The following is a 20,312-nucleotide window of genomic DNA, read 5'->3' on the forward strand; positions in this document are numbered from 1 at the left end:
GCCCGACGCGGAGCCGGCACCGGTAGCATCCCCACCACCGCGACGATCCGGACGGGAGACTCATGGTCGGCATCCGGCACACCCTGCTCCACGGTCCGCTGTTCTCGCGCCGAATCCCGCTCGACCAGGAGAATGCCGCCCGGCGGATCAGCGCCTACGTCTACGGCAACATCCTGATCCTCACCGCCCTGATCCCGGTGACCACCACCGACCAGCAGTTCGGAATCCTCGTGGTCGTCGGGACCGCGCTGTCCACGTTCGTCGCCCACGCATTCGCCGAGGGTGTCGGTCAAGCGGTGCGCGAGCAGAAGTCGCTGACGCGGGAGCAACGCTGGAGCGAACTGCGTGATTCGGTGCCGATTCTGAGTTCGGCCGTGCTGCCCGCGGTGATTCTGGGAATTGCCTGGCTCGGCTGGCTGGAACCGCGCACCGCGCAGCTCGCTGCCGAGGTGGCGATGCTGGTGCGCATCGGTGGCATCGTGTTCGTGATTCAGCGCTTGAAAGGGTCGCAGCCCAGCCGCTGGACCTTGCTCGGGGCGGTGGTGCTGACCGCGGTCGCTACCGCGATCGTCGTGCTGAAGGTGCTGCTCACCCACTGAACCCGTGGATACGCCGGGTCGCGTCCGCAAGCATCGGGGGACTCGTGCCGGCAGCACCGTCGAGGGGGCGTCGCTCCCGACTCGACGGCGACCGATAGCGTGCTATTTGCCCACTGACGTCCATCGTGGCCGTCGCGGGCAGGAGTACTGCGCGATATTTCATCGCCCGAAGAAGGAGCCACGTTGCCGACCGCACCCGACCCCACCGCCTACTTCGTGCGCATCGGCGACCACCGCTTCGCCCCCACCGCCCACACCGGCGGCGCCTGGAGTTCCGACGAACAGCATTTCAGCCCGCTGGGTGGGCTGATCGTGCACGAGATCGAGCGCTCGCGTGCCGAAGGTCCCTCGATGCTCGCCGGGCGGATCTGCTTCGACATTCTGGGCCGGATCGCGCTCGACGAGTTCGAGATTCACGTCGAGACGATCCGTCCGGGCCGAACCATCGAACTGGTGCAGGCGACCGTCACGATCCACGGGCGGGCCGCGGTGGTGGCTCGGACCTGGTATCTGACCTCCCTCGACACCGGCAGTGTCGCCGGCGGCTCGGGCACGCCCCTGCCCGCTCCCGACACGTTGAGCCCGTGGTCGATGACCTCGGTGTGGCCCGGCGGGTTCATCGCCTCGCTGGATGTCCGCACGGTGGGTGAGCCCGCGCCGGGCCGTACCACGGCATGGGTATCCACTGCGATCGATCTCGTCGACGGAGAGCCGACGGGCCCGGCGGCCTCGTTCGTGGCACTGGTGGATACCGCCAACGGCATCGCGGTGCGACAGAAACCCACCGAATGGATGTTCCCGAACGTCGACCTGTCGATCCACCTGTTCCGGCAGCCCGCCGGCGCGTGGACGGGGCTCGACACGTCGGTGTCCTTCGGTGCGACCGGGCAGGGGCTCACCAGTACCGTCCTGCACGATGTGCACGGTCCGGTGGGGCGGGCGGAGCAGATCCTCACGGTCCGGCCGCAGCCGTAAGAGACGGCGACCGGCCGGAGGGGACCGCTCCCGCGGCTCAGATGTGCCGCCCGCCGGTCACCTCGGCGACGGTGCCGGTCATGTACGACGACAGCGACGAGGCGTAGAACAACGCCACCGAGGCGACCTCCTCGGGTTCACCGGCGCGCTGCATCGGGATTTCGGCCATCTTCGACTCCCATGCCTTCTCCGGCATGGCCTCGGTCATCGCCGTGCGAATCAGGCCGGGCTGTATAGCGTTGACCCGGACTCCCAGGTGCGCAACCTCTTTCGCGGCGGCCTTGGTGAGGCCCACGATTCCCGCCTTGGCGGCGGAATAGTTGGTCTGGCCGACGAGCCCGACCTTGCCGGAGATCGAGGACAGGTTCACGATCGAGCCGCCGCCGTGGGCACGCATGATTCCCGCGGCCTGGCGGGTGCCGTTCCAGCAGCCTTTGAGGTGCACTCGGATCACGTCGTCGAACTGGTCCTCGGTCATCTTCCGCATGGTGGCGTCGCGGGTGATGCCGGCATTGTTGACCATGACGTCGAGGGATCCGAAGGTGTCGACGGCGGCGGTGAGCAGCGCGGCCATATCGTCGGCGGAGCTGACGTCGCAGCGCACCCCGATTGCCTCGGTGGGCAGTGACTGCGCGGCGGCCTTCGCCTTCGCCTCGTCGAGATCGCCGATGACGATCCGTGCGCCGTGCTCGGCGAAGGTGCGGGCGATGGCGAGGCCGATGCCCTGTGCTGCTCCGGTGACGACGGCGGTCCGGTCGGTGAGCATGGTGATGCGTCCTTTCCCAGGTGCGGTTTACGAGTTCTTACGTTGTTCGGCGCGTACCAGTCCGCCGCCGATGATGAGCCGCTGAATCTCACTGGTGCCCTCGTAGAGCCGCAGCAGCCGGACATCACGGTAGATCCGCTCGACGGTCACCTCACGCATATATCCGGAGCCACCGTGCACCTGGACCGCGAGGTCGGCCACCTTGCCGACCATTTCGGTGCAGAACAGCTTGGCCGCTGAGGGCACGATCCGCCGGTCGGTCTCGGTCACCCAGGCGTGGGCGGCGTCGCGCACCATGGCGCGCCCGGCCGCGACCCCGGTGTATTGGTCGGCGAGCATGGCCTGCACCAGCTGGAAGTCGCCGATCGGGGTGCCGCCCTGGGTGGCGGTCGCGGCATGCGCCACGGATTCGTCGAGCGCGCGCTGGGCCTGCCCGACCGCCAGTGCGGCGATATGCACCCGGCCGCGCGCCAGGGAGGTCATCGCAGCTCGGTAACCCGATTCCGCATCCCCGCCGACCAGTGCGTCCGCACCGACTCGGACACCGGCGAAGCGGACGTCGGCGGTGCCGGCACCCTGCTGCCCCATCTTGGCGTCCTTACTGCCGACGCTCACTCCGTCGGTCTCGGCGGGAACGAGGAACACCGCTATGCCGGAACCGGATTCGGGTGCGGGATGCACCCGCGCGAACACCACGAAAAGGTTCGCGGACGGCGCATTGGTGATGAAGCATTTGGCGCCGTCGATCACCCAGCCGGCACCGTCGGCGCGGGCGGTCGTGCGCAGCCCGGCCGGATTCGATCCGGCACCGGGTTCGGTGAGCGCGAACGACGCGACGACCTCCCCCGAGGCGAGTCCGGGCAGCCACCGCTGCTGCTGTTCCGGTGTGCCGAATCCGACGAGCACCTGCCCCGCGATTCCGTTGTTGGTACCGAACATCGAGCGGAAGGCCAAGCTGGTGTAGCCGAGTTCCATGGCCAGCTCGGCATCCTGAATCAGGTTGAGCCCCAGTCCACCCCACTGCTGCGGTAACGCGTAACCGAACAACCCCATCGCGGCCGCGCGGTCTCGGAGGTCCGCGGGGATCGCATCGGTCTCCATGATCTCGAGTTCACGCGGAACGACCGCGGTGCGAACGAAGTGGCGGACCTGTTCCAGCACGTCGGCGAAGACGTCGTCCGGGACATCGGGGTTCAGCGTGCGCATGGCCTCTACTATCGCCCGCTCGATTACCGCCGGTCCAATACTTGATCAGCCGACCTGTGATACCGAATATGCAATAATTGCCCGGTCATGGATATCGATCAGCTCCGCGCATTCCTCGCCGTCGCCGAGGAACTGCATTTCGGACGCGCCGCCGAACGACTGCATGTCGCGCAGCCGCCGCTGAGCCGCACGATCAAGCAACTCGAGCGCACCCTCGGCACTACCTTGTTCGACCGCAACACCCGCTCGGTGGCGCTCACCGACAGCGGCAAAGCACTGCTGGATCCGGCCCGGGAGGTGCTTTCCGCCGTCCGCCGGGCCCGTGCCGCGGTACGCGCGGCGGACAACGGTGACGTGGGAACCGTGCGCATCGTCTTCGCCGGGGTGTCCACGCACCGGCTGCTCGCACAACTGGCCCGCATGGTCCGGTCGCACCGGCCCGGAATCGCGTTGGAGCTGTCCAGTCAGAATTTCGCGCAGCCGGCCGTGAAGAAGGTTCTCGACAACGAGGCCGACCTGGCCTTCGGTCGGTGGGACGTGATCCCGGCCGGGATCTCCTCACAGGTGACCCTGCCCGACTCACTGGTAGTCGCGGTCCCCGACACTCATCGACTGGCCGGTACGACCGAACGAATCACCATGTCCGACTTGGCCTCCGACCGCTTCGTCTCCTTGGCCTCGCACGACGGGGCGGTGCTGCCGGATCGGCTGCGCCGCCTGGCCAAGGCGCACGGCTTCGTCGCGGAGGTCGTGCAGATCGCACCCGATACCCAGACCGCGCTGGCCTTGGTCGGCGCGGAGGTCGGCTGCCATCTCACGCTGGCATCGGTAGCGCGCAACGTCACCGATCCGCACATCACCTTCCTGCCCTTGACCGACACCGTGCCCGATGTGCATCTGCGGGCTGCCTGGCGCACGGCCGACACCAGCCCGGCCCTGCACGCGGTGCTCCGGGAAATGATGGCGCTGGCGGACATCCCGGGCTGACCACACCGGCCGCTCGGTGCCCTGCCTACCCGGATGGGCCTGTCACGGTCCCGCTTCACCAGCCGATTGCTGGGCACACCGGCCGCGCATGTACGCTTTTCTGCGATGAACTCGCACCTGGGGCGGGTTCTCCCCAGTCTTGTTTTCACCAGAAGGGAGCTAACGATGGGTAAGCGTGGGCGTAAGAAGCGCAGCCGCCGTAAGAATGCGGCCAACCACGGCAAGCGGCCCAACTCCTGAGCCGTTGTGTCGTGCGCGCCGGGACCGCAGTGGTCCGGCGCACAGCTGACAAGAATGCGGCCCGCCATCCAGTGGATGGCGGGCCGCATTCGCGTTTCCGGGGATCGGTCAGGATTCGGGTTCGATCCTGGTTTCGGTGATCGTGACCGAACGGCGGATTTCGAGGGTCAGACGCTCACGCAATGATTCCGGCGCTCGGTCGCCGCCGCATTTGCTGCTGAGCAGATGCTTGAGCTTCTCCTCCAGGCCGTAGGCCTCGATGCACGGGGAGCAATGGTCCATGTGGTGCTGCAGTCGCGCCCGGGTGGACTCGTCGCATTCGCCGTCGAGAATCAGCCAGACATCGGTGAGCACTGCCGAACAGTCCAGTTCGAGATCGTCTCCGGCGCTGCGTTCGTCGTGCTCGTGCTCACTGGTGCTCATTGCGAAACCTCCTGCCGGTTCCGGTCGAAGCCGCGTTCGTGCGCGACATCGGCCAGCAGCCCCTTGAGCTGTTTGCGACCGCGATGCAGCCGGGACATGACCGTGCCGATCGGAGTACCCATGATGTCGGCGATCTCCTTGTAGGGGAAGCCCTCCACATCGGCGTAGTACACCGCCATGCGGAATTCCTCCGGCAGTGATTGCAGCGCGGCCTTGATGTCGTCGTCCGGCAGCGCCTCGAGCGCCTCCATCTCCGCCGAGCGCAGGCCGGTGGAGGTGTGCTCGGCCGTGGCGGCGAGCTGCCAGTCGGTGATCTCGTCGGTCGGGTACTGCGCGGGCTGGCGCTGTTTCTTGCGATAGGAGTTGATGTAGGTGTTGGTGAGGATGCGGTACAGCCAAGCGCGCAGGTTGGTGCCCTCACGGAAGGACCGGAAGCCCTGGTAGGCCTTGGCGAAGGTTTCCTGCACCAGATCCTCGGCGTCGGCCGGGTTACGGGTCATCCGCAGGGCCGCCCCGTAGAGCTGATCCAGCAGCGGCAGGGCGTCACGCTCGAAACGTCGCGCCAGTTCGGCATCGTCGGCATTGCTGCGCACGGTGCTGTTGTCCTCGTCGTCCACCGGATCGTCGGGGATCTCGATATGTTCCGGGCCGGAAGCGCCCGCGGTGCCTTCACGGGGGCGATCGGCCGCCAATTCGTCGTCGCTCGTCACGGAAGTCCCTTCGGTTGCCGTAGCACTCGAATCTACCGCGCGGGCGTGATCTCGGCCGAACCCGGTGGTGGCCTGGGGGACGGTGTCGATCAGCGGATACGGCGGCGCCTGGCCGATCCGGCCGATCGTCACCGGACGTTCGTCGACAAGGACGGTCACCGCACTCTCCTTCGGACGTTTTTCGGGCTTCAGATCCCGGACGGGCTGCTGCTGGGCCGCTGTGCCGGGTAGCGAAACAGTGCAACATGCCGACACCCCGCTGTGTTCCCGCCGGGCGATCCCGGCAGGAGCCCGGGGTGGGCACCGGCGGTCGCGGCGCACCGCTACGCTGACCGGCATGGCCGCATCGACCCCGGCTGTCCGGGCGCTGAACCAGGCGAAGGTGGCACATGTCGTGCACTCCTATCCGCACGATGCGCGCAGCGATTCCTACGGCGACGAGGCGGTGGCCGCGCTGTCGCAGCGGGTCGGGGTGGTGGCCGAGCAGATCTTCAAAACGCTGGTCATCGAGTTGTCGACCGGCGCCGTGGCCGTGGCCGTGCTCCCGGTCCCGCATTCGTTGTCGCTGAAGGCCGCCGCGGCGGCGCTGGGCGCACCGAAGGCGGCGATGGCCGACAAGGCCAAGGCGCAGCGTATTACCGGGTACGTTCTGGGCGGTGTGTCCCCATTGGGCCAGAAGCGCGCACTGCCCACGGTGATCGACGAGTCGGCGCTGGTGTGGGACCGGGTGCTGTGCAGCGCCGGCAAGCGTGGCCTGGAGATCGAGGTGGCGCCGGCGGATCTGATTCGCACGACAGCGGCTGTCACCGCTATCATCACTGCCTGATATGTCCGATTAATCTGTTGGAAATAATTGCCTTTGACAACTAGTTGAGATATACAAGCAGTTGATTTCTTCAGGTAACTTGCCGCCCCGGCGCGGTCGGACGGCGCGGGAGGTCCGAGAGATGGACAACGAGCAGGTCTCCGATCGGATCGGGCAGCAACTGATACGCCTCGGGCGCATCCGGGAACGCACCAACGCCCAGGTGTCCGCCGCCTCGCACGGCGAGGTCGACATGTCGGCGTATCGCATCATCTTCCGCCTGCTGCTCGACGGCCCGATGCGCTCGGGCACCCTCGCCGAGGCCATGTACTCCGACGCGTCCACCATCAGCCGGCAGGTCGCCGGCCTGGTCAAGCGCGGTTTCATCCGCCGGGAAGCCGATCCCACCGACGGCCGCGCCAGCGTCCTGGTAGTCACGCCCGACGGCGAGGAGATGGCCACCCACCTGCGGGCTCGCCGCAACGAGATGCTGACTCACGTACTCGGCGACTGGGACGACAACGATCGCCACCTCTTCGCCGACCTCCTGGACCGCTTCGTCGACGACTACGAGGCCGCCCGGCAGTTCCTGCTCGACGTCGGTTCGGAAAGCCGGACACTCCGGACCGACACGCAGACACCCGGCTGACTTTCACCTCGAATCACTCGAATCACACCGGTATCTGTGCGTTACTGGTCGAGTCCGTTCGACCCCGATTCGTTCGAACCGAGGATGTGATACGAGATGACCCACCGTCCACGCCTGCGCAGCCTGATCGCCGTCGCCGGCGCCACCCTGCTCACCTTGGGCCCCGGCCTGTTGATCGCCGCCCCCGCCGAAGCCGCCCCCGCCGTGGTGACCCCGGTCCTGGACTCCGACTACCCCCTCGGTGGCGACAGCGAGAATCCCGGCGCCCCGGAGAAGGACCCGCAGGCCGAGCGGGCGGAGAAGTTCGGCGGCAATACCGTCACCGACCTCATCGAGCTCGGCGGCAAAACCGCCACCAATCTCATCGAAATGGGTACGGACGTGCTCAAATGCGGCCTCAACGTAGTAGCGCCCACCGTGCAGTGCGATTAGCACCGCACGGCGATGCCGGGCTCAGATCAGGCTGATCTGCCCGGCATCGCCGCTGCTGTCCACCGGTTCCAGCAGTTGCGGACCGTTGTTGCGCACCGAGTTCACCAAGGGATTGACCGGTCGCGCCACGATCGACGAAACCAGCTGCGGCGACGGAGTTTCCAGTAGTTCGCCCGGCGCGGGGTGGTCCGGGTCGAGCCAGGCGTCCCAGTGTTCGCGCGGCATCATCAGCGGCATCCGATGGTGGATGCGGGTCAGATCGCCCACCGCGTCGGTGGTCAGAATCGTGCAGGAAAGTAGTGGGTTCATCTCCCGCTGTGCCGGATCGCGCCAGACCGACCACAGCCCGGCCATATAGAGCCGGCCGCCGTCGGCGTCGGACATGTAGTACGGCTGTTTCACCGTCTTGCCCGCGGCGGTCGGATCAGGTTCGGCGAGCCATTCGTACCAGCCGTCCATCGGCACCAGGCAGCGCCGCTTCTTCGCCGAGTCCCGGAACGACGGCGCCGCGGTGGCACGATCGGCACGCGCGTTGAACAGCGGTTTGCCCTTCGCCGGGACTCCGGGCTCGGCAGCCTTGGTCCAGACCGGGATCAGCCCCCAGCGCATGCGCCGGATGCGGAGCGCCGGATCGTCGTCGGGGTGGTCGCGGTCGTGGCGGCGGACCACGGTGAGTACCCGGTTCGTGGGCGCCACGTTGTAATTCGCACCGGATTCGGCTCCCGCACCGGACGGCGCTTTCGCCGCGGTGCCGGATTCGGAGGCGCCGTCGGTCGTCTCGTCGAGCGCGTCGAGTTCGACCGCAAGTCGCGCCGGATTCGCGGTGGTCGCATATCTGCCGCACATACCTCCATGCTGCCATCGGGCACCGACAAATCCGCAGTTCCGACCCCTCCGCGTAGGCCACGGCGACCGTAGACTCGGATATAGCCGTGCGCGGACGCGAATACAACTGAAGGCGGTTGACATCACATCTTGGGTGTGAGAGTTTCTTGCCGTCACTCTCTCATTAGGGGTCGCCGAATCATGTCCACTACCGAGTCCACCGCCGCAGCAGCGGCGAAGGCATCCGAATCCACCTCCGATACCGAGCTCACCTCGGTCAATCCGGCCACCGGCGAGGTCATCGCCACCCATCCCGTCGCCGACGAAGAGGCGGTGCGCGCGGCCGTCGCCAAGGCCCGCTCGGCCGCCGCAACCTGGAGTGGACTGAGTTTCGCCGAGCGCAAGCAGGCGCTCTTACGCTGGGCGAGCCGCCTCGTCGCCCGTTCCGACGAATTCTGCGACCTCATCCACACCGAGAACGGAAAACCGCGCGACGACGCCTATCTGGAGATGATGCTCGCCCTCGAGCACATCGCCTGGGCCGCCAAGAACGCCGAGAAGGTACTCAAACCCAAGAAGGTGTCCTCCGGGGCGACGATGTCGAATTTCTCGGCCTCGATCGAACAGCGCCCGCTCGGTGTGATCGGCGTGATCGGCCCGTGGAACTACCCGGTCTACACCCCCAACGGTTCGCTGGCCTATGCGCTCGCCGCCGGTAATACCGTCGTATTCAAGCCGAGTGAATATTCCACCGGGATCGGCAATTTCGTCGGGAAGGCGTTCGCCGAGGCCAATCCCGAATTGCCCGACGGGGTTTTCACCGTCATCAACGGATACGGCGCTACCGGTGCGGCGCTGGTGCGTTCCGGGGTCGACAAGGTGGCCTTCACCGGTTCCACCGCGACCGGCAAGAAGATCATGGCCGCCGCGGCCGACACCCTCACCCCGGTGCTGCTGGAGTGTGGCGGTAAGGACCCGGTGATCGTCGCCGAGGATGCCGATATCGCCGCGGCCGCCGACGCCGTCGCCTACGGCGCCACCATGAACAGCGGCCAGACCTGCGCCGGTGTGGAGCGGGTGTACGTCCACAAGTCGATCCGCGAACCGTTCATCGCCGAGGTGACCAAGATCCTCTCCGGCGTGCATGCCGGATCGGATGACAAGGCCTCCTACGGCCCGATGACGATGCCTTCACAGGTCGACATCGTGCGGCGCCACATCGAATCCGCACTCGCCGACGGCGGCACCGCGGTCCTGGGCGGGGTGGAATCGGTCAAGGCCCCCTATATCGAGCCGGTCATCCTGGTCGACGTCGACGAGAATTCCGATGCGGTGGCGGAGGAAACCTTCGGCCCCACCGTCACCATCCGCACCGTAGACAGCGTCGACGAGGCCATCGAACTGGCCAACAACTCCAAGTACGGCCTGGGTTCGGCGGTGTTCTCCCGTAAGCGTGGGGTCGAGATCGCCCGCCGGCTGCGGGTCGGCGCCACTTCGGTCAACTCGGTGCTCGGCTTCGCCGCCATTGCCGCACTCCCCTTCGGTGGTGTGGGCGATTCCGGTATCGGCCGCATCCACGGCGCACCGGGCCTGCTGGAATTCTCCAGCCCGCATTCGATCGCGGTGCAACGCTTCGCCATTCCGGGCATGGCTCTGATGAGCTACAAGCGCACCGACGCCACCATGAAGATGCTCCGCAAGATGGTGCCGTTCCTGCACGGGCGCAATAAGTAGAACCGCATATCGCATCGGGCCCGCGCCGCACTCGGCGCGGGCCCGATCGCGCTTTCCGGTGACGCGGCTCCGGTGACATGGATGCCGTCCCCAGGCGTGAATATCGGAAACGCCTCAAATCACCCATAACGGCGCGGCGGCGTCCTCGCGTAGCGCGGCGCAGGATAGTCCACCGATGTGTGTTACATCGCGGTTGACGGCGGGTAACCAGCCCTGACCAGGCACGGACCGATTTCCATTACCCCTGTGGGATCACAAAACTATGCTCCGCGCATACGCGAAAGGCTCTCATGAGTGAAGATGTATCGGTGAGTTTCTGGCCCGCGCCCCACACCGACCATGCCGTGCACGCGACCGTCACCCTGCCCGGGTCCAAATCGATCACGAACCGGGCACTGATTCTGGCCGCGCTCGCCGACCGTCCCTCGACCATCACCGGCGCCCTGCGCAGCCGGGATACCGAGCTGATGATCGCGGCCCTGCGCGCGATGGGAACCGAGATCACCGGTGACGCCGACGTCCTCGTCGTCACCCCGCCCGAACATCTGCACAACGCGACCGTCGACTGCGGCCTGGCCGGCACCGTGATGCGGTTCCTGCCGCCGGTGGCCACGCTGGCGCACGGCAACGTCGCGTTCTTCGGGGACGAACAGGCCCGGCTGCGGCCGTTGGGCACGGTACTCGACGCGCTGCGCAATCTCGGCGTCGAGATCGACGGCGACACCCTGCCGTTCGTGGTGCACGGCTCCGGCTCGCTGCCCGGCGGCACCGTCACCATCGATGCGTCCGGGTCCTCGCAGTTCGTGTCGGGGCTGCTGCTGTCGGCGGCCCGTTTCGAGTCCGGCATCACCGTGCATCACGAGGGTGCGCCGCTGCCCTCCATGCCGCATATCGAGATGACCGTGAACATGCTGCGCCACGCCGGCGTGCGGGTGCAGGCACCCACCGATCCGCGCAAGGAGCAGGTCTGGGTCGTGGAACCCGGTCCGATCCATGCCGTGGACTGGGAGGTCGAACCCGACCTGTCCAATGCCACCCCGTTCCTGGCCGCCGCCGCGGTCACCGGCGGTGAGGTGACCATCCCGCACTGGCCGCAGCTCACCAGCCAGGCCGGCGACGTGATCCGCGAAATCCTGGTCCGCATGGGCGCCGAGGCACGCCGGTTCGACGGCACGCTCACCGTGCGCGGCCCGCAGACCCTCGCCGGAATCGATATCGACCTGCACGATGTGGGCGAACTGGCCCCCACCGTCGCGGCCCTGGCCGCCCTGGCCGATTCCCCGTCCCGGCTGCGCGGCATCGCGCATCTGCGCGGCCACGAAACCGACCGGCTGGCCGCGCTGACCGCCGAGATCAACCGTCTCGGCGGCAATGTCAGCGAAACCGAGGACGGCCTGAACATCGAGCCCGCACCGCTGCACGGCGGTGAATGGCATTCCTACGCCGACCACCGGATGGCCACCGCCGGAGCGATTCTCGGCCTGCGCGTGCCCGGGGTGAGCATCGAGGATATCGGCACCACCGCCAAGACCCTGCCGGAATTCGTCACCCTGTGGGAGTCGATGCTGGCGGGCGCGGACGTCTTGTCGAATGAAGGAGCGGCCCACTGAGGCGCCGCGAGTACGACGAATCCGATGTCCGGGTGCGCCCGGGCAGAGGGTCTCGTCCCCGGACCAAAACCCGGCCGGAACATCGAGATGCGGTGCCGGCCATGGTGGTTTCGGTCGACCGCGGCCGCTGGGGTTGTGTACTGCACAACGATCCGGAGCGCCGTGTGGTCGCGATGCGTGCCCGCGAACTGGGCCGCACCCCGATCGTGGTGGGCGATCAGGTGGATGTGGTCGGTGACCTGTCCGGCCGGCCCGATACGCTGGCCCGCATCGTCCGCGTCGCGGAACGCCGAACGGTGTTGCGCCGCACCGCCGACGACACCGACCCGTTCGAACGCATCGTCGTCTCCAACGCCGAACAACTGTTCATCGTGGTGGCACTGGCCGATCCCCCGCCCCGCACCGGATTCGTCGAACGAGCCATGGTCGCCGCGTATGCCGGTGGGCTGCAACCGGTTCTGTGCCTCACCAAATATGATCTGGCGGCCGAATCGGAGTTCGCCGCCGAGTTCGCGGATCTGGATCTCACCATCGTCTACGGCGGCCGCGAGGATCCACTCGAGCCGGTCCAGGAGTTGCTTCGGGACTCGCTCACCTGCATGCTCGGCCATTCCGGCGTGGGTAAGTCCACGCTGGTGAATCGTCTTGTCCCCGAAGCGGAACGGGCCGTCGGCACGGTCTCCGGCGTCGGCAAGGGCCGCCACACCTCCACCCAATCGGTGGCGTTGCCACTGGCCGAGGGCGGCTGGGTGATCGACACCCCCGGCATCCGCTCCTTCGGCCTGGCCCACATCACCCCCGACGACGTGATCGCCGCCTTCGCGGACCTGTCCGAGGCCATCGAGGACTGCCCACGCGGCTGCACCCACCTGGGCCCACCCGCCGATCCGGAATGCGCGCTGGACGAACTACCGGGCAAGGAACGCCGGGTAGCGGCGATCCGCTTACTGCTGACTGCGCTGAACTCGAACGATCCCTGGGTGGTCGGAGGTAGTTGACGGGTGCGCAGCGGTGCAATACTGAAAGCCGCTGCTCGTGACCACACCGACGGAAGGAGGGCCGATGACCGCGGAACCGCTGCCCGCATGGGCCGTCCCACCGCCGGATGGCTTCACCAGCGATGATCTGGACCGACTAACCGACCTGCCCCCGCACACCGAGCTGATCGATGGGAGTCTCGTCTTCGTGAGCCCGCAGATGAGGTTCCACGCTCTGGTGATCGACCTGCTGGTATCGGCACTGCGGGCCGCTGCGCCGGTGTCGTTGCGGGTGCGGCGCGAGATGACCGTAACTCTCGGACCCCGGCAGCGGCCCGAACCCGACCTGATCGTGGTGCACGAATCGGCCGATCGCGGACCCGAACAGACCACGTACCAACCCGATGACGTGGTGCTCGCAGTCGAGGTAGTTTCACCGGATTCGGTTGTGCGGGACCGTGAACGCAAGCCGCAGCTGTACGCCCGTGCGGGTATCACGCACTTCTGGCGGGTGGAGAACGTGGATGGGCGGGCCGTGGTCTACGTGTACGAACTGGACCCGTCGACCGGGTCGTACGCACTGACCAAAATTCACCACGAGAAGCTCGAGTTGTCGGTGCCGTTCACTGTGCGCATCGATCTCGACGAGTATCGCCGGATGTGAGCCTGCTCAGGTGAGGGTGCGGGTGGCTTCTTTCAGATCGTCGAGCGCGGCCAGGACGTAGGGGGCCAGGGCGGCGTCCCGATCGGCGTCCAGCCATTGCGCGAAGCCCTGCTTGAACGCGAGCACACCCAGTTCGGCGGCGAGGTGTGCGGTCGGTTGCGGGACGCCGCGTGCGACCAGGGCTTCGACCATGTCCGCGGCCAGCCCCACGCTTTTCAAGGCATCGCGTTGCTGAAGTTCGGCGTTGGCGGCGATCGCGGCCTGCACACGGGGAGCCATTTCGTGGTTGAGCGGGCCCATCTCCGCGGAAGCCGCCGCGAGCCCGTCCGCGACGGCCGCGAGCGGGCCGGCATCCTGCGGTGCCGCGGCAATACCTTCGGTCAGCAACCGGCTCAAGGCCTGCTGCCCGGCGACCAGCAAATCGCGCTTATCAGGGAAGTAGCGATGAAAGGTGCTTTTCGTGACACCGGCGCGCTCGGCAATCTGGGCCACCGTCGTAGCGTCGTAGCCTTGTTCGGTAAACAGATCGACCGCAGCCAGGACCAGCCGCTCACGTGCCCCAGGTTTCCATCGCGCCATACTGCCCATCCTATGCGATGGGACTGTTATCCCATCGCCTGCTACTGTGATGAGACAACCATCCCATCACTCGAAGGGGAAGTCATGCGCGTATTCGTCACCGGCGGCACCGGCCTGGTGGGCTCGGCCGTCGTCGCGGAACTGCTCGCGAACGGTCACACGGTCCTCGCCCTCGCCCGCTCCAACTCATCCGCCGCGGCCGTGTCCGCCGCCGGCGCGGAACCGATCCGCGGCGATCTCACCGATCTGGACACCATCCGTGCCGCGGCCGCCCGCAGCGAAGGCGTCATCCACCTGGCATTCAGCAACGACTTCAGCTCCGAGGACACCGTGCTGGCAGCAGTCGCCGAGGAGGGCGCCGCCATGGCCGCGCTGGGCGAGGAACTCACCGACAGCGATCGCCCGTACGTCACGGTCTCGGGCACGCCGATGGCAGCGGGCCGCGCGGCCACCGAATCGGATCCACTGACCTCCGCGGGCCCCGTTGCTGGACGCGTCCAGTCGGTCACCTCGGTCCTCGACCTGGCCACCCAGGGCGTCCGCAGTTCGGCGATCCGCCTGCCGCGCACCGTCTACAACAACGGCACCGGCGGATTCACCGGAATCCTCACCACCGCCGCCCGCCAGAGCGGAGTAGCGGGATACCCGGGCGACGGCACCCAGCGCTGGCCCGCCGTCCACGCCCTCGACGCAGCCGTCCTGTTCCGCCTCGCCCTGGAAAAGGCACCGGCCGGAACCGCCTGGCACGCCGTGGGCGACGAGGGCGTCGCAGTGCGCGATATGGCGTCGGTGATCGGCCGCCGGCTCGGCGTACCGGTGGAAAGCGTGCCCCCGGAGGCATTCGGGCCGCTCGCAGAGATCTTCGCGCTCGACCAGCCCGCTTCCAGCGTGCACACCCGCGAAGCGCTCGGGTGGGAGCCGGAACAGCCTGGGCTGCTTGCGGATCTGGAGAACATCCAGCCCTGAGCGCACTCGACCGGTCGCCTGGCACACCTCCTCGCGGTCCGAGCCGGACACCTCGACAGTTTGCCGACCATACAGTCGGCAGATTGCCGGTCAGAGACTCGGCAGATTGCCGACAACCCTGTCGGCAGATTGCCGATCAGGTGGTCGGCAGATTGCCGATAGCACCCAGGTAACACCAGGTCGTATCCGAGAATTCGCGGATATCCGTCAGGCAACGGTCCTGCCTCAACTCGCCACCCTCGTAGCGGACCGAGCAGGCCACCCTCTCGTGGTGGATGACATCGCCAAAGGCCTCGGACTGTCCCGCGATACCGTGCAGACCTACCTCGGTTACTTCGAAACTGTCTTCTTGATGGCGACCGTAAGGCCGTGGTCGACAAACCTGTCTTCACGGGAAACGAAGTCACCCAAGCTTTTTCTCACCGATTCGGGGTTGGCCGCACATCTACTCCGCACCGATGAGCGATCGCTCGGGCAGCCTGGGAACCAGTTCCTCGGCCGCTTGGTCGAGACCTTCGTCTTCACCGAACTCCTGAAGCTCAAGGGCCTCACCAACGATGCGTTCGACATTCTGCACTACCGGGATCGGGATGGTCGCGAGATCGACTTCATTCTCGAAGCAGCCGACGGTTCGATCTTCGCAATCGAGGTGAAGGCATCCGCTTCTCCGACGGTCAAGGATGCACGGCACCTGAGCTGGCTCCGCGACAAACTCGGCAACCGGTTCACGGCCGGAATCGTTTTGCATCTAGGCGACCAGGGCGTGTCCTACGGAGATCGCCTCATGGCGCTACCGGTGTCTGCTTTGTGGGGAAACACCGTAATACCAGGTATGTCAGGTGGACACGCAGTCGGCTGATTACCCGCAGTGTTCGGCGAGGTTCGGGTGCCGCGGCTCGGTGTCAGGGCACGGTCCGCGGCGCCGCAATCAGGCGGTAGTCATGCCCGCATCCGCCGCCGGTGCAGCGCGCACGCGAGGCCGGCCGGGGCGAACGATAAAACCATTTGCCCCGATTGAAAGGATTGCCGGAGTGGAACGACTGAGATCAGCAACAGTAAATGGCGTCGATATAGCGTTTATCGACTCCGCCGGAACCGGGCGTCCGATCGTCATGCTGCACGGCACTTTCGGACGTGGTTCCAATTTTGCCCGACTCGGCCGCGACCTCTCGCCGGGGGCGCGCGTCATCGCACCCGATCAGCGGGGTCACGGTAACAGCAGCCATTCCGACAGCTACTCCAACGCTGACTTCGTCACCGACGCTGCCGAGCTGATCCGGCATCTGGATCTCGGCCCGGTCGTGGTACTGGGTCATTCACGTGGCGGTATCACCGCTTACCACCTGGCCGCACAACATCCTGACCTCGTGGCGGCACTGATCATCGAGGATGTCGGACCAGTGATGCGCTCACCGGAGATCGAACACCCGGTACTGGACGTGCGTGACTGGCCCGCCACCGGCGCGACCGAAGAACAGCTGGCAGATGCACTCCGTGCCAAAGGTATCCCCGACCCGGGATTCTTCATGCAGAGTGCCGAGCCCACAGCGAACGGCCACTGGCGACTGCTGTTCGACTGGAACGAGATGATGGATGTGCAAGTCAGCGGAATCGGAGACTGGTGGGACAAGTGGCTCAGCTCGACCTGCCCGGCGCTGGTATTGCGCGGCGAACACAGCACGCTCCTCCCCGAACCACTGGCTCGTGAGATGGTGACCCGGCGCTCCAACGCCCGACTGGTGCAGTTCCCGGACGCCGCACACTGGATCCATGACGACGACCCCGAAGGCGTAGCCGAAGTGGTCGCCGGTTTCCTGCGCGAACTCGACAACGGGGCGGACTAGGCCGCGTTCGACAAGCCCGATGGAGGTCCTCGGTTCCGTTTCGAGGTGAGCTGGGGTGGCATCGTGTCGTGGGTCTGCGTATTGCGTTGCAGCGCGATGTCAGCTAATACTTAACCTTGTGGCTAAGTATTCCGTTGTGTTGGATGACGTATTCGCCGCCCTTGCGGATCCGTCGCGCCGCGCGGTAGTTCAGCAACTCGGGTCCGGTCCCGCCAGTGTCGGCGAGCTGGCTGAATCTGCACCGATCACGCTGCCGGCGTTTCTGAAACACATCCGTGTCCTGGAGTCCAGCGGGCTGATCCGGACGGTCAAAACTGGGCGGGTGCGCCGCTGCGAACTCGACCGGGAACGGTTCGGGCTGGTCGAGGACTGGCTGGCCGAACAGCGCCACATCTGGGAGCGCCGCACCGACCGGCTCGAGCAATTCCTCACCGAATCAAAGGAGTCTCGCGATGAACCCTGACCTCGATCTCACTCTCAACCGCGTAATCCGCGCGCCACGTGCCAGCGTATGGAAGGCCTGGACCGACCGGGAAAGCCTGGCGCAGTGGTGGCTCCCCGCACCGACCCTGTGCCGTGTCGAGAGACTCGAGATCCGACCCGCAGGTGCGTTCGTCACCACGATGAGCGACGACGGCGAGAAGTTCGTTCCGCACCTGAATGCCTGTTTCCTGCTGGCCGAGGAGTGTGAACGTCTCGTGTTCACCAATGCGGTCGACAGCGGCTGGCGTCCGGCCGCACCTGCTCCGGTGTCGATGACCGCCGAGATCACCCTGCGTGATCACCCCGACGGCACCGACTATCGGATTCTGGTCCGGCACGGTGACCCGGCAGCGCGGGCCCGTCACCAAGAACTGGGATTCGCGTACGGGTGGGGGACGGTCACCGATCAACTCACACAACTGGTCGAAGGCGAAGCGACGGCATGAAACTCGCGCTCACCGAGTTCGTCACACTCGACGGGGTCAGCCAGGGACCGGGCTCACCGACCGAGGACACCACCGACGGCTTTGATCGCGGCGGCTGGCTGGTGCCCTATCTGGACGAGGTGTTCATCCAGCGCACCTCCGAATGGCTCGATGCCGCCGACGGACTCCTGCTCGGGCGCCGCACCTACAAGGCGTTCGCACGGGACTGGCCCGCCATCACCGATCCTCGCGACCCGTTCACCGAGCGGATGAACAGCCTGCCGAAATACGTGGTGTCCAACACTCTGACAACAGGCAGCTGGAACCCGACGACGGTACTGCGTGGCGACGCGGCCACCGCTGTGGGCGAGCTGAAACACCGGCCTGGCCGTGAATTGCAGATCCACGGCAGCTCACGCCTCGGCAATTGTCTACTTGCCGCGGGCCTGGTCGACATCGTCCGACTCGCCGTCGCACCGACCGTGCTGGGCATGGGGCGGCGACTACTTACCGGCACTGGCCCGAGTACCGGCCTTCGGCTCACCCGCCATGAGGCCACCAGCCTTGGCCTGCTCCTACTCGAATACGAGGTCAGCGGACCGGCACCACTCGCCGAATTCGACGGCGTCGGCCAGTTCGTCTGAACGGCGCCGTCAGACTGTCCGCAGCATCGGTTGCAGATGTGCCGACCGGCCATACGCCGCAAGCCGATCGATCACCGAGCCGACCGTTTCGGTATGGATGGCGGCACTGTGCCGATGCTGCGGCACATTCGCTCCGACCCACCTGTCGATCATCCGCACAACCTCACGGCGCGACGCGTCTACCTCGCGAGTAACACCAGGTTGAGGCTCGATCGACGACTGGACTCACGTGGAGTCGGCCGGTGGCGGCAGAGCCGATGAATTCCGGGCAGCGCAGCCGTCCATACAACGGACGTGCACGGCATGGTGTCGTGTCGAGCAGGAGGCTTGTGGTGGCGAATAGTGTGGCCCGGCAGGAACTGTGGACGATGGCACACACTGAGCGTGCGGCCTTGGCGGAGGATCTCGCCGGTCTCGATGAAGAGCAATGGGCCGGGCGGTCGTTGTGCGAGCAATGGACGGTGGAGGAGGTTGTCGCGCACCTCACCGCGGCGGCGAGTATCGGGCCCTGGCGCTGGATGCGCAGTGTATTCGGCGCGCGCTTCGATTTCGATGAGCACAATGCGCGGCGGCTGGCCGAGCATCGGGGGGCGACTCCGGCGGAAACGCTGGACCGTTTCCGCGCCATCATCACCAGTTCCACCGCCCCGTTCGGGCATCCGGCAGCATGGCTCGGTGAGGTGATCGTGCACGCCCAGGACATCCGCCACCCACTGGGCTTGCCCAGCCTCCCTTCGGTCACTGCCGCCACCGAGGTCGCAGAGTTCTACGCGAGCCGGAACTTCACCGTGAACAGTCGCAGCACGATCGAGGGTCTGCGCGTGGAAGCCACCGATGGGCCGTTTGCCACAGGCGCCGGCCCACTGGTGAGTGGATCGACCATCGCACTGGTCATGGCGATGGCCGGCCGGGCCGAGTATTGCGCGGAGCTCGAGGGGGCCGGCTCGGCCATGCTGCGGAGCCGGCTGTGAATCCGATGCATGTCGGCCGCGGAGCGTCCGTTCAGCCGATCTGATATGCGTTGTCCTGCAGTTGTTTCCATGCCCGATCGATCCAGGCGTTGAACAGAGATGTAAGGGCGCCGGTGTCGGCGGGACGTATCGACAGGTGCTCGCGGGTTACCTGCTGCAGGTAGCGGCCGTCGCCGGCTACGTCCAACCACTGTGCGGTGAACCAGGGTTCGGTGGTCGTGTGCAGCGGTCCGGTGAGCAGTCCGGCTACACCGCCGACCCGGGTGCCGCGGATGCGGCGCTCGTATCGTTCGCGGGCCGATCTGCCGTACCCGGCCTGGGTTTGCTGGCGGAGTTCGTCGAGGTGGAAGGTTTCCTTCGGTGCGGTGCCGGGCGGGCAGGTGGGCAGGATGTGCGCCAGTCTCGGTGCCATCTGCTCGGTGCGGAACAGGCGGCAGCGGATTCGGCCGTGGATGCCGTCGGCGGCGGTCTGGGTGAGCATGACCGCGTGGTCGTCGTTGCGTGCCGACAGCACGCGGTACTCCCGCGGTTGCCCGTTGCCGAGTGTGGTGGATTCGCCGAGGACTTGAATCCGGAGTCGGCAGGTGTCGAGGGTGTGGAATGCGAGGCGGATTTGTTCGGCCTCTTCACCCTGGTATCGGGCGCGCACCGCGATGCGGTGGGCGCGGGCTTCGTTCGCGCCCGCGAACCGGCTGGTGTAGGACAGCGGTCGTGGCAGGCGGTCGCGGGCGTCGCCGAGCCATAACGCGGCGAAATCGTCTGGTTCCCAATTCCATTCGGCCATGCGTGGTCCTCGTC

Annotated in this window: 26 protein-coding genes; 18 read left to right on the plus strand and 8 right to left on the minus strand. The window is 66.6% G+C overall.

Annotated features, from left to right (window positions below; all coding sequences use genetic code 11):
* Positions 1 to 62: 62 nt before the first annotated feature.
* Together NV2_RS14030 and NV2_RS14035 are read left to right on the plus strand one after the other, a co-directional pair.
* Positions 63 to 599: a hypothetical protein gene (locus NV2_RS14030; RefSeq protein WP_067873184.1), complete on the plus strand. Its 537-nt coding sequence runs from the start codon at positions 63 to 65 to the stop codon at positions 597 to 599.
* 183 nt (positions 600 to 782) lie between these two features.
* Positions 783 to 1,574 carry a thioesterase family protein gene (locus NV2_RS14035; RefSeq protein WP_067873187.1) on the plus strand — a complete coding sequence of 264 codons (792 nt, stop codon included), beginning with the start codon at positions 783 to 785 and terminating at the stop codon, positions 1,572 to 1,574.
* 37 nt (positions 1,575 to 1,611) lie between these two features.
* On the opposite strand, the gene fabG is transcribed toward NV2_RS14035, so the two are convergent.
* On the minus strand, positions 1,612 to 2,340 hold the full coding sequence (fabG, locus tag NV2_RS14040; protein ID WP_067873190.1) for a 3-oxoacyl-ACP reductase FabG: 729 nt from the start codon (positions 2,338 to 2,340) through the stop codon (positions 1,612 to 1,614).
* A 27-nt stretch (positions 2,341 to 2,367) separates the two neighbouring features.
* Complete coding sequence (locus NV2_RS14045) at positions 2,368 to 3,546, minus strand: acyl-CoA dehydrogenase family protein (RefSeq protein ID WP_067873193.1); 1,179 nt, start codon at positions 3,544 to 3,546, stop codon at positions 2,368 to 2,370.
* Positions 3,547 to 3,633: 87 nt separating this feature from the next.
* Between NV2_RS14045 and NV2_RS14050 the strand changes: the two genes are divergently transcribed.
* Together NV2_RS14050 and NV2_RS32955 are read left to right on the plus strand one after the other, a co-directional pair.
* Positions 3,634 to 4,533 carry a LysR substrate-binding domain-containing protein gene (locus tag NV2_RS14050; RefSeq protein ID WP_067873196.1) on the plus strand — a complete coding sequence of 300 codons (900 nt, stop codon included), beginning with the start codon at positions 3,634 to 3,636 and terminating at the stop codon, positions 4,531 to 4,533.
* A gap of 165 nt (positions 4,534 to 4,698) precedes the next feature.
* Complete coding sequence (locus NV2_RS32955) at positions 4,699 to 4,773, plus strand: 50S ribosomal protein bL37 (protein WP_369801531.1); 75 nt, start codon at positions 4,699 to 4,701, stop codon at positions 4,771 to 4,773.
* Between the two features lie 108 nt (positions 4,774 to 4,881).
* Here the strand turns inward: NV2_RS32955 and rsrA are convergent, their stop codons facing one another.
* Positions 4,882 to 5,196 (minus strand): mycothiol system anti-sigma-R factor, encoded by a 315-nt coding sequence (rsrA, locus tag NV2_RS14055; protein WP_067873200.1) that lies wholly within the window; start codon positions 5,194 to 5,196, stop codon positions 4,882 to 4,884.
* Positions 5,193 to 5,813: a sigma-70 family RNA polymerase sigma factor gene (locus tag NV2_RS14060; protein ID WP_218018981.1), complete on the minus strand. Its 621-nt coding sequence runs from the start codon at positions 5,811 to 5,813 to the stop codon at positions 5,193 to 5,195. Before NV2_RS14060 ends, rsrA begins: the two co-directional genes overlap by 4 nt.
* Before the next feature lie 430 nt (positions 5,814 to 6,243).
* Here NV2_RS14060 and ybaK point away from each other — a divergent pair, with 430 nt between their 5' ends.
* The 3 genes from ybaK to NV2_RS14075 all read left to right on the plus strand — a co-directional run bounded on the left by ybaK (position 6,244) and on the right by NV2_RS14075 (position 7,792).
* Positions 6,244 to 6,732 (plus strand): Cys-tRNA(Pro) deacylase, encoded by a 489-nt coding sequence (ybaK, locus tag NV2_RS14065; protein WP_067873203.1) that lies wholly within the window; start codon positions 6,244 to 6,246, stop codon positions 6,730 to 6,732.
* Positions 6,733 to 6,853: 121 nt separating this feature from the next.
* On the plus strand, positions 6,854 to 7,360 hold the full coding sequence (locus NV2_RS14070; protein WP_067873205.1) for a MarR family winged helix-turn-helix transcriptional regulator: 507 nt from the start codon (positions 6,854 to 6,856) through the stop codon (positions 7,358 to 7,360).
* Between the two features lie 96 nt (positions 7,361 to 7,456).
* Complete coding sequence (locus NV2_RS14075) at positions 7,457 to 7,792, plus strand: hypothetical protein (RefSeq protein WP_067873207.1); 336 nt, start codon at positions 7,457 to 7,459, stop codon at positions 7,790 to 7,792.
* Positions 7,793 to 7,813: 21 nt separating this feature from the next.
* Here NV2_RS14075 and NV2_RS14080 read toward each other — a convergent pair whose 3' ends face one another.
* The gene (locus tag NV2_RS14080; protein ID WP_067873210.1) at positions 7,814 to 8,638 is read right to left on the minus strand and encodes an SOS response-associated peptidase; all 825 of its coding nucleotides are present in this window, start codon (positions 8,636 to 8,638) and stop codon (positions 7,814 to 7,816) included.
* A 180-nt stretch (positions 8,639 to 8,818) separates the two neighbouring features.
* On the opposite strand from NV2_RS14080, the gene NV2_RS14085 reads away from it, so the two are divergent.
* From NV2_RS14085 to NV2_RS14100, 4 genes are all read left to right on the plus strand, one after another.
* A complete protein-coding gene (locus tag NV2_RS14085; protein WP_067873213.1) occupies positions 8,819 to 10,351 on the plus strand; it encodes an aldehyde dehydrogenase family protein in 1,533 nt (510 codons plus the stop codon).
* 290 nt (positions 10,352 to 10,641) lie between these two features.
* On the plus strand, positions 10,642 to 11,961 hold the full coding sequence (gene aroA / locus NV2_RS14090) for a 3-phosphoshikimate 1-carboxyvinyltransferase (RefSeq protein ID WP_067873215.1): 1,320 nt from the start codon (positions 10,642 to 10,644) through the stop codon (positions 11,959 to 11,961).
* On the plus strand, positions 11,958 to 12,959 hold the full coding sequence (rsgA, locus tag NV2_RS14095) for a ribosome small subunit-dependent GTPase A (RefSeq protein WP_067873218.1): 1,002 nt from the start codon (positions 11,958 to 11,960) through the stop codon (positions 12,957 to 12,959). Before aroA ends, rsgA begins: the two co-directional genes overlap by 4 nt.
* 64 nt (positions 12,960 to 13,023) lie before the next feature.
* Positions 13,024 to 13,602: a Uma2 family endonuclease gene (locus tag NV2_RS14100; protein WP_067873221.1), complete on the plus strand. Its 579-nt coding sequence runs from the start codon at positions 13,024 to 13,026 to the stop codon at positions 13,600 to 13,602.
* A 6-nt stretch (positions 13,603 to 13,608) separates the two neighbouring features.
* Here the strand turns inward: NV2_RS14100 and NV2_RS14105 are convergent, their stop codons facing one another.
* A complete protein-coding gene (locus NV2_RS14105) occupies positions 13,609 to 14,181 on the minus strand; it encodes a TetR/AcrR family transcriptional regulator (RefSeq protein WP_067873224.1) in 573 nt (190 codons plus the stop codon).
* An 84-nt stretch (positions 14,182 to 14,265) separates the two neighbouring features.
* Between NV2_RS14105 and NV2_RS14110 the strand changes: the two genes are divergently transcribed.
* The 6 genes from NV2_RS14110 (at position 14,266) to NV2_RS14135 (ending at position 18,543) form a co-directional block, all read left to right on the plus strand.
* Entirely contained in the window at positions 14,266 to 15,147 is an 882-nt protein-coding gene (locus NV2_RS14110) for an SDR family oxidoreductase (RefSeq protein WP_067873227.1), read from the plus strand.
* Positions 15,148 to 15,253: 106 nt separating this feature from the next.
* Positions 15,254 to 16,006 (plus strand): ATP-binding protein, encoded by a 753-nt coding sequence (locus NV2_RS14115; RefSeq protein WP_168436166.1) that lies wholly within the window; start codon positions 15,254 to 15,256, stop codon positions 16,004 to 16,006.
* Between the two features lie 82 nt (positions 16,007 to 16,088).
* Positions 16,089 to 16,991: an alpha/beta fold hydrolase gene (locus NV2_RS14120; protein ID WP_084474638.1), complete on the plus strand. Its 903-nt coding sequence runs from the start codon at positions 16,089 to 16,091 to the stop codon at positions 16,989 to 16,991.
* A 139-nt stretch (positions 16,992 to 17,130) separates the two neighbouring features.
* A complete protein-coding gene (locus NV2_RS14125; RefSeq protein WP_210749610.1) occupies positions 17,131 to 17,454 on the plus strand; it encodes an ArsR/SmtB family transcription factor in 324 nt (107 codons plus the stop codon).
* On the plus strand, positions 17,444 to 17,920 hold the full coding sequence (locus NV2_RS14130) for an SRPBCC domain-containing protein (RefSeq protein WP_067873239.1): 477 nt from the start codon (positions 17,444 to 17,446) through the stop codon (positions 17,918 to 17,920). The genes NV2_RS14125 and NV2_RS14130 overlap by 11 nt, the downstream gene beginning before the upstream one ends.
* A complete protein-coding gene (locus tag NV2_RS14135; protein WP_067873242.1) occupies positions 17,917 to 18,543 on the plus strand; it encodes a dihydrofolate reductase family protein in 627 nt (208 codons plus the stop codon). Before NV2_RS14130 ends, NV2_RS14135 begins: the two co-directional genes overlap by 4 nt.
* Before the next feature lie 9 nt (positions 18,544 to 18,552).
* On the opposite strand, the gene NV2_RS30815 is transcribed toward NV2_RS14135, so the two are convergent.
* Positions 18,553 to 18,756, minus strand: a complete 204-nt coding sequence (locus tag NV2_RS30815) for a DUF4254 domain-containing protein (protein WP_281198540.1) — start codon at positions 18,754 to 18,756, stop codon at positions 18,553 to 18,555.
* A 119-nt stretch (positions 18,757 to 18,875) separates the two neighbouring features.
* Here NV2_RS30815 and NV2_RS14140 point away from each other — a divergent pair, with 119 nt between their 5' ends.
* Positions 18,876 to 19,514, plus strand: coding sequence for a maleylpyruvate isomerase family mycothiol-dependent enzyme (locus NV2_RS14140; RefSeq protein ID WP_067873349.1), 639 nt, complete (start codon positions 18,876 to 18,878; stop codon positions 19,512 to 19,514).
* 31 nt (positions 19,515 to 19,545) lie between these two features.
* On the opposite strand, the gene NV2_RS14145 is transcribed toward NV2_RS14140, so the two are convergent.
* On the minus strand, positions 19,546 to 20,298 hold the full coding sequence (locus NV2_RS14145; RefSeq protein WP_067873246.1) for an ESX secretion-associated protein EspG: 753 nt from the start codon (positions 20,296 to 20,298) through the stop codon (positions 19,546 to 19,548).
* Positions 20,299 to 20,312: the final 14 nt, after the last annotated feature.

The sequence above is a fragment of the Nocardia vermiculata NBRC 100427 genome (assembly GCF_001613265.1).
Classification (GTDB): domain Bacteria; phylum Actinomycetota; class Actinomycetes; order Mycobacteriales; family Mycobacteriaceae; genus Nocardia; species Nocardia vermiculata.

What these genes read in the sequence shown, in the direction of transcription:
- NV2_RS14030 (WP_067873184.1), top strand. Translation starts at nt 63, where the DNA reads ATGGTCGGCATCCGGCACACCCTGCTCCACGGTCCGCTGTTCTCGCGC.
- NV2_RS14050 (WP_067873196.1), top strand. Translation starts at nt 3,634, where the DNA reads ATGGATATCGATCAGCTCCGCGCATTCCTCGCCGTCGCCGAGGAACTG.
- NV2_RS14085 (WP_067873213.1), top strand. Translation starts at nt 8,819, where the DNA reads ATGTCCACTACCGAGTCCACCGCCGCAGCAGCGGCGAAGGCATCCGAA.
- NV2_RS14070 (WP_067873205.1), top strand. Translation starts at nt 6,854, where the DNA reads ATGGACAACGAGCAGGTCTCCGATCGGATCGGGCAGCAACTGATACGC.
- fabG (WP_067873190.1), bottom strand. Translation starts at nt 2,340, where the DNA reads ATGCTCACCGACCGGACCGCCGTCGTCACCGGAGCAGCACAGGGCATC.
- NV2_RS14130 (WP_067873239.1), top strand. Translation starts at nt 17,444, where the DNA reads ATGAACCCTGACCTCGATCTCACTCTCAACCGCGTAATCCGCGCGCCA.
- NV2_RS14100 (WP_067873221.1), top strand. Translation starts at nt 13,024, where the DNA reads ATGACCGCGGAACCGCTGCCCGCATGGGCCGTCCCACCGCCGGATGGC.
- NV2_RS14045 (WP_067873193.1), bottom strand. Translation starts at nt 3,546, where the DNA reads ATGCGCACGCTGAACCCCGATGTCCCGGACGACGTCTTCGCCGACGTG.
- NV2_RS14110 (WP_067873227.1), top strand. Translation starts at nt 14,266, where the DNA reads ATGCGCGTATTCGTCACCGGCGGCACCGGCCTGGTGGGCTCGGCCGTC.
- NV2_RS14135 (WP_067873242.1), top strand. Translation starts at nt 17,917, where the DNA reads ATGAAACTCGCGCTCACCGAGTTCGTCACACTCGACGGGGTCAGCCAG.
- NV2_RS14075 (WP_067873207.1), top strand. Translation starts at nt 7,457, where the DNA reads ATGACCCACCGTCCACGCCTGCGCAGCCTGATCGCCGTCGCCGGCGCC.
- ybaK (WP_067873203.1), top strand. Translation starts at nt 6,244, where the DNA reads ATGGCCGCATCGACCCCGGCTGTCCGGGCGCTGAACCAGGCGAAGGTG.
- NV2_RS14120 (WP_084474638.1), top strand. Translation starts at nt 16,089, where the DNA reads ATGCCCGCATCCGCCGCCGGTGCAGCGCGCACGCGAGGCCGGCCGGGG.
- NV2_RS14145 (WP_067873246.1), bottom strand. Translation starts at nt 20,298, where the DNA reads ATGGCCGAATGGAATTGGGAACCAGACGATTTCGCCGCGTTATGGCTC.
- NV2_RS14080 (WP_067873210.1), bottom strand. Translation starts at nt 8,638, where the DNA reads ATGTGCGGCAGATATGCGACCACCGCGAATCCGGCGCGACTTGCGGTC.
- rsrA (WP_067873200.1), bottom strand. Translation starts at nt 5,196, where the DNA reads ATGAGCACCAGTGAGCACGAGCACGACGAACGCAGCGCCGGAGACGAT.
- aroA (WP_067873215.1), top strand. Translation starts at nt 10,642, where the DNA reads ATGAGTGAAGATGTATCGGTGAGTTTCTGGCCCGCGCCCCACACCGAC.
- NV2_RS14105 (WP_067873224.1), bottom strand. Translation starts at nt 14,181, where the DNA reads ATGGCGCGATGGAAACCTGGGGCACGTGAGCGGCTGGTCCTGGCTGCG.